The sequence below is a fragment of the Shewanella sp. SM74 genome (genome assembly GCF_025653725.1).
Lineage (GTDB): Bacteria > Pseudomonadota > Gammaproteobacteria > Enterobacterales > Shewanellaceae > Shewanella > Shewanella oncorhynchi.
The window spans coordinates 23,738-38,220 of the sequence record NZ_JAKKRZ010000010.1; the positions used below are offsets into that span (position 1 = coordinate 23,738).

Annotated in this window: 11 protein-coding genes; 7 read left to right on the forward strand and 4 right to left on the reverse strand. The window is 45.0% G+C overall.

Going from position 1 to position 14,483, the window contains the following annotated elements; genetic code table 11:
* Positions 1–110: 110 nt before the first annotated feature.
* Complete coding sequence (locus L5M49_RS11990; protein WP_263266143.1) at positions 111–1,655, reverse strand: DEAD/DEAH box helicase; 1,545 nt, start codon at positions 1,653–1,655, stop codon at positions 111–113.
* A 650-nt stretch (positions 1,656–2,305) separates the two neighbouring features.
* On the opposite strand from L5M49_RS11990, the gene L5M49_RS11995 reads away from it, so the two are divergent.
* Positions 2,306–3,352, forward strand: a complete 1,047-nt coding sequence (locus L5M49_RS11995) for a DUF3626 domain-containing protein (RefSeq protein WP_263266144.1) — start codon at positions 2,306–2,308, stop codon at positions 3,350–3,352.
* 137 nt (positions 3,353–3,489) lie between these two features.
* On the opposite strand, the gene L5M49_RS12000 is transcribed toward L5M49_RS11995, so the two are convergent.
* The gene (locus tag L5M49_RS12000; protein ID WP_263266145.1) at positions 3,490–4,008 is read right to left on the reverse strand and encodes a type II secretion system protein; all 519 of its coding nucleotides are present in this window, start codon (positions 4,006–4,008) and stop codon (positions 3,490–3,492) included.
* Positions 4,009–4,287: 279 nt separating this feature from the next.
* Here L5M49_RS12000 and cydD point away from each other — a divergent pair, with 279 nt between their 5' ends.
* From cydD to cyaB, 3 genes are all read left to right on the forward strand, one after another.
* A complete protein-coding gene (gene cydD / locus L5M49_RS12005; protein ID WP_263266146.1) occupies positions 4,288–6,240 on the forward strand; it encodes a heme ABC transporter permease/ATP-binding protein CydD in 1,953 nt (650 codons plus the stop codon).
* Positions 6,237–7,988: a heme ABC transporter ATP-binding protein/permease CydC gene (cydC, locus tag L5M49_RS12010; RefSeq protein WP_263175839.1), complete on the forward strand. Its 1,752-nt coding sequence runs from the start codon at positions 6,237–6,239 to the stop codon at positions 7,986–7,988. The genes cydD and cydC overlap by 4 nt, the downstream gene beginning before the upstream one ends.
* 91 nt (positions 7,989–8,079) lie before the next feature.
* Positions 8,080–8,667, forward strand: a complete 588-nt coding sequence (gene cyaB / locus L5M49_RS12015; RefSeq protein ID WP_263175838.1) for a class IV adenylate cyclase — start codon at positions 8,080–8,082, stop codon at positions 8,665–8,667.
* A 312-nt stretch (positions 8,668–8,979) separates the two neighbouring features.
* Here the strand turns inward: cyaB and L5M49_RS12020 are convergent, their stop codons facing one another.
* Together L5M49_RS12020 and L5M49_RS12025 are read right to left on the reverse strand one after the other, a co-directional pair.
* Positions 8,980–9,156 carry a helix-turn-helix domain-containing protein gene (locus tag L5M49_RS12020; protein WP_006082937.1) on the reverse strand — a complete coding sequence of 59 codons (177 nt, stop codon included), beginning with the start codon at positions 9,154–9,156 and terminating at the stop codon, positions 8,980–8,982.
* A gap of 93 nt (positions 9,157–9,249) precedes the next feature.
* Positions 9,250–9,993, reverse strand: a complete 744-nt coding sequence (locus L5M49_RS12025; protein ID WP_131524297.1) for a DUF599 domain-containing protein — start codon at positions 9,991–9,993, stop codon at positions 9,250–9,252.
* 348 nt (positions 9,994–10,341) lie between these two features.
* On the opposite strand from L5M49_RS12025, the gene L5M49_RS12030 reads away from it, so the two are divergent.
* The 3 genes from L5M49_RS12030 to L5M49_RS12040 are packed head-to-tail and all read left to right on the forward strand — an operon-like array spanning position 10,342 to position 14,388.
* On the forward strand, positions 10,342–11,904 hold the full coding sequence (locus tag L5M49_RS12030) for an OmpA family protein (protein WP_263146494.1): 1,563 nt from the start codon (positions 10,342–10,344) through the stop codon (positions 11,902–11,904).
* A 22-nt stretch (positions 11,905–11,926) separates the two neighbouring features.
* Complete coding sequence (locus tag L5M49_RS12035; protein ID WP_263142684.1) at positions 11,927–13,537, forward strand: hypothetical protein; 1,611 nt, start codon at positions 11,927–11,929, stop codon at positions 13,535–13,537.
* Positions 13,538–13,575: 38 nt separating this feature from the next.
* Positions 13,576–14,388, forward strand: coding sequence for a hypothetical protein (locus L5M49_RS12040; protein ID WP_219251955.1), 813 nt, complete (start codon positions 13,576–13,578; stop codon positions 14,386–14,388).
* The last annotated feature ends 95 nt before the right edge of the window (positions 14,389–14,483 follow it).

Sequence of the window (14,483 nt, forward strand, 5' to 3'; positions counted from 1 at the left end):
ATCAAAATAAACAAAGACAAACAAAAACGCCCAATTCCATATGGAGTTGGGCGTTTCTGTTTAGGACTTAATACGGCTAAATCGCTAAGCAAGTTCGCTTAGCTTTTGCATTAATCCTGTGAATGTCTTGGACGACTCGCACCGTTATTTGGGCGACGGGTGTTTTTCTTTGGGCCATTGGCGTAAGGATTCTCACCCGCTTGGCCACGATTTTCGCCAGCGCCTGAACGGCTTTCACTTGGACGACTAGCGCCTGCGCTATTGGCTCGGCCATCGTTTGAACGTGGGGGACGAGGTTTGGCATCACTGCGGGGGGCGCTACTGGCTTCACCGCTGTGTCTTGGATTCTTGTCGTTTGGCTTGTGACCGCGCGCGACGTCACCGCTGCGTTGACCGTCTTTATGCTCGGCGCTTCTTGGAGCACCATCGCGTGAGCTAGGTTGGTTTGAGCTGCGGGTATTTCTACGGCTTGGTACTGATTTACCGCTACTTTTCCCGCCGCCACCCAAACGTGACTCAGGCAATACATGGTTAAAGCCTTCAACCATTTCTCGGTCTAATACGCGATTGATCAAACGCTCGATATCGTTCAGCAGTTTGATTTCTTCGTTGCTCACCAGTGACACGGCTTGACCCGATGCGCCAGCGCGGCCAGTACGGCCGATACGATGCACATAATCTTCTGGCACGTTCGGTAAGTCGAAGTTAACCACTTGTGGTAATTGGTCTATGTCTAAACCGCGGGCGGCGATATCGGTCGCAACCAGTACGCGAGCTTGACCATTTTTAAAGTCGGCCAAGGCTTTAGTACGTGCGGTTTGGCTCTTGTTACCGTGGATAGCGGCGGCTTTGATACCTGCCTCTTCAAGGCTTTTCGCCAGACGGTTAGCGCCATGTTTAGTGCGCGAGAATACCAACACTTGTTGCCAATCGTTTTGCTTGATGAGTTGGATCAAGAGTGCCGATTTTTGGCTTTTATCAACTGGGCAAACCCATTGTTTTACTGTGGTCGCTGCCGCGTTACGTGGCGTGACCGAAATTTCGACTGGATCATTGACTAGGCCTTTGGCCAGCTCACGAATTTCATCGGAGAAGGTGGCCGAAAACATCAGATTTTGACGTTGCTTAGGTAAAATTGCCAAAATTTTACGGATATCGCGGATAAAGCCCATGTCGAGCATGCGGTCGGCTTCATCTAACACTAAGATCTCAAGCTGGCTGAATTTCACCGCTTTTTGATTATATAGATCCATCAATCGACCAGGCGTCGCGACTAATACATCGACACCGTGGCGCAATTTCGCGATTTGTGGATTGATAGGCACGCCACCAAATATTACCGCTGAGCGTAGTGGTAAATTCTTACCATAGGTTTCAACACTTTCTGCAACCTGAGCTGCCAATTCGCGTGTCGGAGTTAACACTAATGCGCGCACTTGGCCTGCTTGGGCACGGTTACCTTTACTCAGGAGTTCGAGCATAGGTAGGGTGAAACCTGCTGTTTTACCTGTTCCTGTTTGGGCGGCCGCCATCACATCTTTGCCTTGAAGCACAGCGGGAATTGCTTGAGCTTGGATTGGCGAAGGTGTGTCGTAGCCTTGTTCGGCAACGGCTTTAAGTATCGGGGCCGATAAGCCCAGGGAGGTAAAACTCATAGATTGGTCTCTTGTGGCAACACTGTGCTGCATTTATGGTCAATAGCCAGGTCTGCTGGCGGGCGTGCAGCTTACAGGATCAGGGCTTTAAGTGCCATCTAATAAAGGTTTTTGGGCTGGGTTTCATTCATATTGGCACATAAATCGCTTGTCGGCGGCTTTCACTCGGCCTCGCTTATCTTTAGGCGCAAGTTTAGATGGCAGAGTTTGAGGTTATGGAAGTTAATTGATTTCAAGGAACAAGATGACTATTAGGCTTATTTCATAATATCAATTGAAGTCATAGGCATTTTTTATCTAGAGTTAGAATGAGTTAGCGGTAGATCACGCTACAATAATGAGAGTGGTATAAACTAAAGTCGATTGGAGTAGAATTAATCAATGACGCAATTGGTTTAGCTATTTGTTCAGTTCGTGATTGATGTTATTCGCTGAATTTTTAACAATGAACCGAGCGAAAGAATTATTGAGTGTTTTCACAGTCACGTTTAACTGAGTCATTCATGTTTAACCGAGTCATTCATGTTTAACTTAGTCATTTAGATGGAGTGGCTTAAGAGCGGTTCTCTGCAGCTTGCGATTTATCTCACGTTTATTTTAGGATGAGGCATTGTGGGAACGGTTAAACGCCTCTCATTTATAGGTGGATTATGACAGCGATACAGCATATTGAACGCCTTGCACGAGGACGCAGTGAACAAGCCGTCGCTGTGATTAAAAATGTGCAGCAGATGTCAAATATCCCTATGCATGAGATGCAACTCGCGCTTAAACAATTGCTCAACTGTGGCCGAATTGCGCTGCATTTTCATCCCGATAGAATTGATAGCCGTGGTATGACGGTTGCCGAAGGTTTACTGCGCGATGGTCAATACCGCAGCCAGTTTGAGACTCATATTTCCAATGGTCAGTTGTCACCTGAGTTAGGTGGCCCACGGGATCATTGGGAAAATCAGCTTTTTGGTGATGTATACAAGGGCACTAAATCTCGGCCTAAATACGGTGCACTCGATCTGGGGATGTGGCAGGACGGTCCCGCCCCACGTTTTGGAAGCTGTTATTTTTTGACTCATACAAGTGCGATGGCGCGCTCAACCTTTAGTTATCTCGACTCGTATCGTAATCCGAAAGAGAAGGGCACGCTGTCATGTTTCGATGATATTTTAGCGGCGCTGCTGACTGAGAGTTTTGAGCGTCACTATGCCTTAGGCAAAACCGATTTTAAGCCGCTGAATGTGATCCATTACTTGGGGCATCAGCTCAATGCTTCCTTGCTGTCACGTTTCGAGCGGCCGCTATCGAATAATCTTGACCATTATATAGAGGCGCAGATCCATGGTGATGTTTCCCTCGATGAAGATATCGCCATGCTGGTGGCGGACCCCAGTTTTAAGGGGACTGATATTGGCGCAAGCTTAAGTAAAATTTGCGATAAATATGATATTGAGCTGCAATATCATGGTGGCTTTAGCCTGCATATGGCACAGATCCCCAGTGATTTCCGTGGGCCAACTATGCCATCGCTGGCTAATCGGATTGCCATAGAAGACAGAGTCGATGCCTATGCCATAGGCGTGGCGGCGCGGGATTTATACCATTCTCCCCAGCATTGGCGTGAGCGCGGTAATCGTGCGCAAGTCGCCCATGAACTTAAGTTGCTCTGGCATGTGCTAGTGAAATACGGTGGAGTGCAATAAGCGCTAGCTCTTTAAAAATGCTTAATTGTAAACGTAAGCATTAACAACTAAATGAGTTTAGGGCGTAAATAAAACAGCGAGATAACCTCTGGTTAACTCGCTGTTTTTTTCTATAGATATTTTATCGTTAAGGTCGCCTAGCAACCAGTGTCGACTTTTTTATAAGTGGGAACGCCCGTTGTCTCCCATTTATAGTCGATATAGCAATTTGTCGCTTCGACTTGCGCTTCTGTGGGCGTGGCAAGGTTCAGTTTTTGCTTTGGCGTGGCGATAACTTCATAGGTACCGTTGGTGGTGTAAATTCGGTAGGACCACTCATTCACATTTAGCCCTGCCGCTTTAAAAATTTCTGGCGGAGTCGTGTAAGCTGTACTTGGCGTTATACCGCTGGTACTGGCAGCCCAAGGCTGATAGTTTTCGCCACGGATTTCGTCGTAAACGACTCTATTCGTGGTGCCGCTGTTAGTAATTTCCGACTTTGCCTTGAATAAAGTGACGGCGGATTTCATCGAAGCCAGTGCACCTGAGAGCTGACTCTTATAGGCATCTGATTGTAAATTAATGAATTTAGGTGCAGCTACTACGGCTAATACGCCAAGAATAATAATAACCACAACGAGTTCAATCAGGGTGAAACCAGCATTTTTATTTGGCATAGATAGAGGACATTCAATACAAAGAGCTTCATGCTACCTAAGTTTTTTAAATCAGGCTAGTACTAGGTAAAGTTCCGTTAACTCCTAGATTTATTTATCTTTAGCTCGTTTTTGTGAGTCCGCTAGCAAAAGTCTGTGATAGGGTTTCATCTGTTGTAGATGCCTGCGATACTGCGTCCCTATCGGAACTTTTTAGCTGTTGCAAGCCCCTTAAACTGAATTGTTATCGATAGTCGATCCCCGCTACGAGTCGCTTAATTGTTTTCCTGTTGGAGCACTATGGATAAGTCGTTAGAAAAATCCCTTCTTGTTTGGCTTAAAGCCCAGAAAAAAGCCTGTGGCCTGTTCCTTAAATTGTCGTTATGGCTTGGGATGATAAGCGCCGTCGCTATGGTGGCGCAGGCTTATATTATCGCGACGATTCTGGATGGCGTGATCATAGGGAAGCAAGTCGTACCGCTAACTGACAATGCCCAAACGGTCAGTTCCAGCGTGAGTATTGATACCTATATACCTCATTTTATTGCGCTAATTGCCTTAATGTTACTGCGTGCCTTGTTGGCTTATGGGCGTGAACGCGCCAGTTTTGAGGCGGGTAAGCGTCTACGTGGCCATATTCGCGCGGCAGTGATGGATAAGTTGACTAAGCTAGGTCCAGCATTTATTAAAGGTAAACCCGCAGGGAGTTGGGCCAGCATAGTTTTAGAGCAAGTCGAAGATTTACAAGATTTTTATGCCAGATATCTCCCACAAATCAGCCTTGCAGGTTTTATTCCCGTACTCATTTTAGCGGCGGTATTCCCGATTAACTGGGCGGCAGGCTTAATCCTGTTACTCACAGCGCCATTAATCCCTATGTTTATGATCTTAGTTGGCATGGGCGCTGCCGATGCTAATCGCAAAAACTTCAGTGCGCTTGCAAGATTGAGCGGCCATTTTATGGATAGATTAAAAGGCTTAAGCACGTTGAAACTTTTTCACCGTGGTGATGCCGAGCTTAAGGTGATCGCGAGTGCTTCAGAAGAGTTTCGTAGCCGCACTATGTCTGTGCTACGCATGGCCTTTTTAAGCTCAGCAGTCTTAGAGTTTTTTGCCGCGGTATCGATTGCTGTTTTGGCGGTTTACTTTGGTTTCAGTTACTTAGGTCACTTAGATTTTGGCTATTATGGCGCCCATGCCAATATTAGTTCAAGTACAGATCCTGACATGGGCGGTATTCCTTTCAGCTTATTTACTGGGCTATTTATTCTGATTTTAGCTCCTGAGTTTTATCAACCGCTGCGCGACATGGGGACTCATTACCATGCTAAGGCGCAGGCTATAGGCGCGGCAGAAGCTTTGATTACCTTGCTAGAACATCCTGAACCTGAATTTGCCGGCCACGTCCATATCAATAGCATAGAGACGCTGAGTGCCGACAATCTTGAGGTGTTCAGTGTCGATGGCACGCGTTTACTTGGCCCGCTGAGTTTTGAGTTAAAAGAGGGTGAACGCTTAGCCTTAGTTGGCCCGAGTGGCGCGGGTAAAACCAGTTTACTCAACGCCTTATTGGGATTTTTACCCTACAAGGGCCATTTGTTGATTAATGGCCATGAGTTATCCGCATTAGACTTAGCCCATTGGCGACAGCATTTAGCTTGGCTTGGACAGGAACCGCAGTTATTTCACGGCACAGTGCGGGATAACGTTGCCTTAGCCGACCCCACTCTGCCCGACGATACGCTGTGGCACTTACTGGCTGAGGCCAATATCAGCGACTTTGTTAAGGCGCAGACATTGGGTTTAGATGCCCCAGTCGGTGAGCAATCTTCCGGTTTATCCGTTGGCCAAGCTCAACGTATTGCTTTAGCAAGGGCGCTTGGGCAGCAGGCGAGTTTGTTTGTTCTTGATGAACCCACAGCCAGTTTAGATAGCCAGAGTGAGCAGGCGGTGAGTTCTGCGCTGAATCGCGCCATGGCGGGTAAGATGTGCATTATGGTGACCCACAGATTAGATCAGTTAGATCAAATGGATACTATTCTTGTGCTCGATAAAGGCTTGATAGTGCAGCGGGGCGATTACACCACTTTGTCTGACACAAACGGCTTATTCCAAACTTTACTGCGTGAAAATGTTGAGTCCGTGGCTGATATTGAACTTGTACCGTTATTGGCAAGCGCCAGTGAGACGCAGCTTGATAGTGACGCTCCACTCGACAGTGCAGCCGAGTCTACTAAAGGAGATGCCCAATGAAAGTGCTGATCCCCTTTATTCGATTGTTCTCGCGTCAATGGCTGATGATGTCCGTGGGCTTGCTGCTGACCATTATTACTTTGATGGCCGGCATAGGTTTACTGTCACTTTCGGGCTGGTTTCTTTCCGCTACCGCGGTCGCGGGTTTGACGATAGTTACGGCGCAGTCCTTTAACTTTTTCACTCCTGCGGGCGGCGTGCGTTTCTTATCAATTGCCCGAACCGCTAGTCGTTATGGCGAGCGTTTAGCGACCCATGAGGCGACCTTTAAGTTGCTGACTGAACTTCGTGTTTGGGCGTGGTGTAAACTCTTGCCGCTCAGTGCTAAAAATCTGCAGGGGCTGCGCCGTGGCGACATGCTCAATCGCTTAGTGGCCGATATCGATACCCTAGATCATCTTTACCTGCGACTGCTCACGCCTATGGCAGCATCACTTCTGATGACTGGGCTCTTGTATCTATTCCTCGCTTGGTTCGATGCCAAACTTGCTCTCAGTCTTTGCTTATTCTTAGTCGCTGTTTGGCTGGTGATGCCACTGCTATTTTATCGCCTTGGACACGCGCCAAGCCGGACTATGCTCGAAACCAAGCGTCATTATCGGGTGCAGTTGCTCGATATGTTGCAAGGCCAAGCCGAACTTAGCCTATTTGGCGCGAACAACAGATTCAGGCAGAAACTGAATGATGCTGAAATTGCACTTTTTCGCAGCCAAAGCGCGATGGCCAATATCACTGCTCTCAGCCAAGCCATGTTGATCCTCTCCACGGGCTCAGCCTTGATCATGATGCTTTATTTAGCCGCTCAAGGTGTGGGTGATGCCGTGCCGCCGGGGCCCATGTTTGCACTTATGGTGTTTGCGACTATGGCCTGCGTCGAGATGATGATGCCGATTGCGGGCGCGTTTCAGCATTTGTCAGGTTGCGTATTGGCCGCAACGCGAATTAATGAAATCACCGAACAAAAGGCCGATATTCAATTTGCTGTCGATACTGGCTTGAGGGCAAAGTCTGGCGCATTACAGATTGAAGGTATCCACTTTGGTTATCGAGACGATCAAAACGTGCTGCAAGGTTTGTCCCTTGAGATAAAAGCTGGGCAAAAAGTCGCGTTACTTGGACCAACGGGGTGCGGTAAGTCGAGCTTATTGACGCTGATTACCCGAGAATGGCAAGCGCAGCAAGGGCACATCAAGCTCGATGGTCATGCACTTTCAGAGTACAGTGAGCGCGGTCTTAGGGATGCGATTACTGTGATTAGTCAACGCATCTATTTGTTTGCAGGTACTTTGCGGGAAAATTTAGTATTAGCCTTACCTGTTATCGAGGGCGAGAAACGCACGGCCCACGACGCACGCTTGATTGATGTGTTACAGCGGGTTGGGCTTGGCGCTTTACTCACGGGTGATAAGCCGCTGGATATGTGGATAGGTGAAGGTGGACGTCAGCTTTCGGGCGGCGAGCAGCGCCGTATTGGTGTTGCTAGGGCGCTGCTGCGTGATGCACCGCTGTTATTGCTAGATGAGCCAACCGAAGGGCTAGATAAACGCACCGAGCGGGAAATTTTAAGTTTACTGTTTGAATTTGCTCAGGATAAAACCTTACTTATGATTAGCCATCGTTTAACTGCTATGGCGAAGATGGATCAAATTCATCTACTCGGTCAGGGGAAGATTATTGCGTCTGGTACTCACCAGAGCTTAATTGAAGACTGTGTGGAGTATCAGGCCTTGTACCAAAGACTCGCTTAAGGTTTTGGATTTAATCTTTTGGAATTAAGATGTTGGCGCTCAATATTATAAATAGCGATATATTTTACTCATTAAAAGCGGATATGAATCTATGAACCCTGCGATGCCAGAAGCATTAGCCCCACAAATTAATGCTCATTTTAATGGTAAGTTTGAGGTCGAGCTTAAATATCGCTTATTGGATCGCCACGATTTTTTCGCTGCCTTACAAATGAGAAATCCCGAGGTCATGCTCGAAGATAACCTTGAGCATGACTGTTACTTTGATCTGCCATCACAGTCACTTAAAGGTGAGCACAAGAGCTTGTGTATCCGTGAGATGCAGCCATCGGGGATAATGCTGTGGATAGTGAAAGGGCCAGAAAAAGACCGCTGTGAAGCCGTGAATATCACTGAAGCAACAAAAGCAAAAAGTATGCTGCATACCTTAGGTTATGAGTGTGTACTGGAAATTAAAAAGCGCCGCAGTATCTATTTTCTGGGTGAATTTCATCTAACAATCGATCATATCGAAGGTTTAGGGGATTTTGCTGAACTCGCGATTATGACCAATGATGAAACCCTATTGCCTAAATATGAAGTGCAATTGCAACAACTCGCCGCCGATTTGGGTTTAAGTGAAACGCAGCGGGAGTGGTTATCCTATCGGCAGTTGCAGCAGGCTTTAAATAATAAGTAATGGATTGAATTTTTTGGATTAACAGCTTGAGGTTTAATAGCTTAAAGTTCCATAGCTTAAGTTTAATGGCTTGCACCGCTAAATTCGGCTAACCAATCCTTCGAAACAAACCGCTATAGCTCAGTTCAAATCCCTTTGAGCGTCACTGTCCATATCGCATTCACTGCCTGTTTTAACTTGCTATCGACGACTTAAACTTAAGCAGCATACTTAAATTCGAGTATCACATTTCAATTCAAGCCACCTTTACAAATTCAAACGGCTTAAATACTGATGACTCAGTTTTATTTGCCGTGAGTTACTTGATGCGTTTTAGCCTAAGCGTTGTGAAAAGGCGAGGTAGCGTTTAACTTCCGCTTCAGGGAATTTTAATTCGTCACCATCTTGAACACTTGAGAGTAAATTCTCCCGAGCGAAGCGTTTGATGGTCGCTGGTGTTTTATCTAGCATTTTGCACACTTCATCTAAGGTTAATAAGTTATCGCTCATGGCACTCTCCCAGTAATTCAATAGAAACATGACCCAAAGAGTATAGAACAATAATTCCAATCAAGATGACGCCAGCGGCCTAAACCGCCAAGGCTATGATTCTATTTTATGGTTGCGGGCGGTTTCTCGCACTTGGCTCTCTATTTGGAGATGGCCTTTCGCTGCCGTGATCGCCAGAACGGCACGGGACTTGAACTCGCGGCGATATAAGGTTGCTACCACAAATAAGCTGGCCGAGATAAAGAGTATCGGGTGTACAAACCAGCACAATACCGCCATTGAAAAGTAATAGGCGCGTAAACCATAGTTATAGGAGTGTGCCGCTTGATCTTGCACTGTCGCCATTTGTCTTGCATAGGCTTTGAGATTGTCATTTGAGCCATCGGTGTCCAGAGGACCCGCGCCTATCATCACGTTCACAAAGCCGTATTGACGCATTGACCAAGTAAACTGGAAGAAGGCCATCACAAAAATGCCGACTAGCAGAGCTAACTTGACTTGCACCAGCGCATGATTCGGTGGCGTAGCGAAGGGAATCGTCGCAATAACACTTTCTAGTCGTTCAACTTGCGCAAATAAGGTCAGTACACCCGCAAGCACAAACAGCGTGGTCGAGGCAAAAAAGGCAATATTGCGTTCTAAGTTGGCCAGTAGTGCCGCATCACCCACGCGCACACCGCGGGTCATCACCTCAAGCATCCAGTAAATTCTATGCTTATGCAGACCACGGGCAATACAGTCTGTATCTCTCGCCTTGCTACGGGCAAAGGCGGTGTAGCCAGCCCAAGAAACGATAAACCACACCAATGCAGAAATATCTAACAACGAAAATGTCATAGCCACCTTAGTAAAATGTAATATGGGGAGAAAGAGAGAGATTAGTCATGTGCAGATTATGAGGTCTATGAAAGATTTGGTGCAACTGAGAAACGATTCCCAGTAATGATTTTTTTGCATAGTGATTGTGATTTCACATTAGGATAAAACTGTTTTATGACAACTCCTGTGTCAGTCGCTTAAATATCTTCGATATAAAGTTGCTCACAAATTTCAGCCTTAATTAATATTTTGGTTACATCAGTATCAACTTTAGATTGACTTTTTAGGGCTAATTCCTTCTAATCCTTAACTTAATTTATTGCATCTAAAATTCAATTTTGAATTTTTAAAAAGTTAGGGATGACTATGAAGTCAAATTTGAAATCCATATCGCTCGCAGTTGCTGGCGTATTAGCGCTTAGCAGTTGTGCCATCACTCAATCTGTTGAAGATAATAAAGAAACTGTTATTGGTTGTGCTATTGGTACTGGTTTAGGTGTACTGATTGGGAATTATTTAGGTGGCAATGAAGGTATGCTTTATGGCGGTGCCGCTGGTGCTGCGATTGGTTGTACCGTTGGTTATGATTTTCAGCAAAAACGCGAAGCATTAGAACAGTTAGCGAAAACAGAAAATCTTGATATTCAATTTACTTCAATCAGCGCTTCAAAAGCATCAGATGAACAACAAAGTAGCTTACTGATCAGTTCAACCGAACAAACCATGTCGAAGGAAGATTCAGAAAAGTACGCTAATTATCAAGTTGTGGGTATGGCTGCGACAGTTTCGAGTAATAGTGAAGTGATGTTTGCTTCTGGAGCTTCAGAGGCGACGCCACAAGCTAAACAAAAATTTCAAAAACTCGCCGCTATCTATAAAGACTCTAAACAAAACATTTTGATTACAGGTCATACAGATGCCAGTGGTGCTGAATCGTTAAATCAAGAGCTTAGCGAAGCGAGAGCGCGTTATGTGGCAACCCTCTTTAATCAAGCTGGCATTCCGACTGAGCGATTATTCTTCCAAGGTGCAGGGGAGTCACAGCCTGTTGCAGCTAATAGTGATGACGCTGGCAAAGCAAAAAATCGTCGAGTAGAAATTATTGAAATTGACGGTAAACCGGATCAATTACTGGCTTATTCATACAAACAGAAGGCAAATTTGAGTTATTTATCCCGCCGATCGCAGGATAAAGTGGCAGCAGCCAAGCCTACTAATCAAGTGGAAAAGCAGCCTACAACTCAGCCAACTAAACCGAGCACTTCTCGCCTTGAACCAGCTCAAATACAAATGACGGAGTCGGAAATCGTCAAGTTACTTGAGCCAGTGAAACTGCAAAAAGCCTTGGTAGATTTTGGTGGTAAGAAAATGCTCGACCCATCGACAAACTTTACCCAGTTAGTGGGTGCTAAAAAAGAGAGCGGTTTTGCATTATTTAGCAAGGCGTATGCATCTGAAGTCTCTAGCCTAAATTGCGCCGTTGAGGGACCGAGAGTCACGGGGGACGTGAAGAGTTTAGCCACAGGTGAGAGCTATAATCGTAAGGATTACAACACAGCAGATTATTTACCGGGTATGAATGGTACTGCTTGGGGTTATAAAGTGAATGGCCATTATATTGGTTTGACCCCTGTTGCTGTGATTAAGGACAGTGGCACTGCTGTTTCTGCGCCTAAAGTGAATATTTGGAAGAATTACAAAGGTTCAAGTAAAGATGATCCAAATTATCAGCTTACGAGCCATGTAGAGACTTATTATGGTGATAAAGGCTTGTTATATCGTGTTTTTACAACGGAAAAAGACTCTCCTGTGCGCTGTATAGATGTGGTGATGCCAATCGATCGTTCAGCGACCGCGATTGCTGGCAAGTTGTACTACGAGAAGAATAAAACGGTTTATGAAGCCGATTTTGAACCCAAATTGTTATAAGCAATGTGCTTAGGAGCGGTAAATGGATTTTGTGTCTATGTTATTTAATGAGTATCGCACGTTAGTGTCGCTGTTACTTTCGTTGATGGTATTAGTGGTCATTATTACGGTTTGGTGGGATAAGGTCAGTTTCTGGTGGCTTAATACATGGTATGCCTTTCCGGTAATCGGTAAGGAGAGTCGCTTAGCGAAAGATTATGAAACCCAAGTTAAGATTTACGATAAGGATTGGTTGAATACTGAAGTCGCACTGTGTACTGATTTTGCCGCTCATTATGAGAAAGTGAATAAGGACGAGGAGCTTTTCAGTAAAAGCCAAGACTATTTAGGTAAAGTGACAGAAAATGGTCGTAACAACTTACATATTTTGGGGTGGATATTGATTGCCGCTTTAGTGTTTGTTGAAGCAATGGGATTTAGTTACGTTCTTTCAGGTTTCACGATTCCCGGAGCATCGGAAAAACTACAGCAGCAAGGTGCTGTGGGTATCGCCTTCATAATCTCGGTTTTACTGGTAGGTTTAACTCACTTTACTGGACATGAGCTGCATGCTAACTCGCTCATTAAAAAGGCCAAGGTCTGGTGGAAGAATGCTAAAAACCGCGACAAATCGACGCCAGAACTGGCACCTAATACTCGCATTAATTTAGATAAAACCTTTGAGGATGATAATGAGCCTCAATATAAGCAACTCATTAATCGGATCTCTACTAACGCAGAGGTTAAGCCCCGTTATTTCATCACCACGGTTACTGCTATTGCGATCCTAGTTATTGCAGTATTGGCAACCTATGTGCGTGGTCAAGTGCTTGAAAAAATGCACATTGATGAAGTCAATATTCAGCAAACGAGTGGATTGTATCAAGAACAAGACCCCTATGCTGAAGCACCTCCAGCACTCTTACTGGATGAGTCTAAAAGTGCAGGTGATAAAGCAAAGGATGACGTGTGGGATCGTGAACAGAAAGGCGGTTGGGGAACTTTTATTTTTCTTGCTTTCTTATTCATCCTATTACAGATTTTCGGTATTTTAATTGGTTTTAAAACCGGATTTGCTGGCAAACATTCTAAAGATGCGCGTAAAGAAATTGGCAACTTTAAAAGTGAGCGTGAGTTTAAGACGCATTATTCTCGTTTAAAGCAGCAAGTTGCGCGTGTAGCCCAGAAGCGCCTAACTAACTTGCAGCAAAGAATGAATCAAAAAGCCGAAACTAATTGCCAAGATCCTAAGGTGCTAGAGGTGTTAGAGGCCTGTGGTGAGCGTTCATTCCTGACGTATATGGAAGATTTAGGTAATGCCGAAAATCGATATGATCAATCGGTACGTTTACGTGAGCATCAAACATTAGCCAGCCATCAGGCGATGAAAAGTGCCGCTGTGGTGGCAACGTCTCATATTGTTGAGGTAGAAACTTCCGAAGCACCAGAGGCGATGGAAGCAAGATTGAAAGCCGAGCTTGTTGCTGAAGCGAATGCTAAAAAAGCTGCAGAGGCCGAAACGCCAGAACAAGCTGAACAACGTATTCGACAAGAGCTGCTTGCTGAAATAACTCAGCAAAAAAAGGTTGTTGAAACGGAAGAACAGATGCGCGATCGTTTACGCAAAGAGATACTTGGAGAGTTAAGTTCATGACAGGAATGACAAAGCTTGCTAAGTTGGTGGTTACTGGCTTGTTTGGCACTTTAGCTATTTCTATGTGTTTGCCTGCGATGGCCGCTGAGAGAAATGATATTAAAAGTTGCTACGAGTTTGCCAAAATTGATCCACTAACAGCAAAGACAGTTTCTGGCCGACATTTGTTTGTGGCGATCGATGGTACTTTTTCTCCGGACATAAATATTAAACAGTTAGTTCATGAGAAAGTGCATCTCTTCCTACAAGCTGGGGATAAAATCACTATCATTAGCTTTAGTGCTTATGTAAAAGATTTTTATACCGATGTTTTGTTTAGTGGCAGGCTGGATACTGATATTGCTGACAGGGATGACGTATCGAAGAAAAATCTAATGGCTTTTGATAATTGCATGAATAAGCAGGCTCAGTTCGTTAGAAGTAAAATTGATGCCCATATAAAACATGCTTTTAAACCTAATGATGTGGATTTGCCTAAAACTGAAATCCTCAGTAATTTATCTCAGGTTATTGCGCCGCAAGTGGCTGCCGATACCGAAGGACGCCGAGTATTGTTACTTGTGTCCGATATGGTTGAAAATTCAGATGTGACCAGCTTTTACAGTAAAAACACCTTAAAAGTTATCGAACCTGAGCAAGAAATGCTAAAAATACAAAAAGCGAACATGCTGAGTGATTTTAAGCAGGCAGATATTTACGTATTAGGTGCGGGTTGGGTTCCTGCTACATCAAAAGGATTTAGAGGCGGTCAAGTAATGTTGCCGTTGAAACAGTTTTGGCAGCAGTATTTTGAGTCCTCCCATGCTGAACTTAAAGGTTTTGGTCAACCCGTATTAATGACGGATATGTAATGACTGGGATTTTAATTAAGTTGTTACGTCATAGATAAGTACCGTTTTAGACTCTAATAAAAAAGCCAGACTCAGTCTGGCTTTTTTATTGTTAT

Excerpts from the sequence above, each read along its gene's own strand:
- L5M49_RS11990 (WP_263266143.1), bottom strand. The coding sequence starts at position 1,655 with ATGAGTTTTACCTCCCTGGGCTTATCGGCCCCGATACTTAAAGCCGTT.
- L5M49_RS11995 (WP_263266144.1), top strand. The coding sequence starts at position 2,306 with ATGACAGCGATACAGCATATTGAACGCCTTGCACGAGGACGCAGTGAA.
- L5M49_RS12000 (WP_263266145.1), bottom strand. The coding sequence starts at position 4,008 with ATGCCAAATAAAAATGCTGGTTTCACCCTGATTGAACTCGTTGTGGTT.
- cydD (WP_263266146.1), top strand. The coding sequence starts at position 4,288 with ATGGATAAGTCGTTAGAAAAATCCCTTCTTGTTTGGCTTAAAGCCCAG.
- cydC (WP_263175839.1), top strand. The coding sequence starts at position 6,237 with ATGAAAGTGCTGATCCCCTTTATTCGATTGTTCTCGCGTCAATGGCTG.
- cyaB (WP_263175838.1), top strand. The coding sequence starts at position 8,080 with ATGAACCCTGCGATGCCAGAAGCATTAGCCCCACAAATTAATGCTCAT.
- L5M49_RS12020 (WP_006082937.1), bottom strand. The coding sequence starts at position 9,156 with ATGAGCGATAACTTATTAACCTTAGATGAAGTGTGCAAAATGCTAGAT.
- L5M49_RS12025 (WP_131524297.1), bottom strand. The coding sequence starts at position 9,993 with ATGACATTTTCGTTGTTAGATATTTCTGCATTGGTGTGGTTTATCGTT.
- L5M49_RS12030 (WP_263146494.1), top strand. The coding sequence starts at position 10,342 with ATGAAGTCAAATTTGAAATCCATATCGCTCGCAGTTGCTGGCGTATTA.
- L5M49_RS12035 (WP_263142684.1), top strand. The coding sequence starts at position 11,927 with ATGGATTTTGTGTCTATGTTATTTAATGAGTATCGCACGTTAGTGTCG.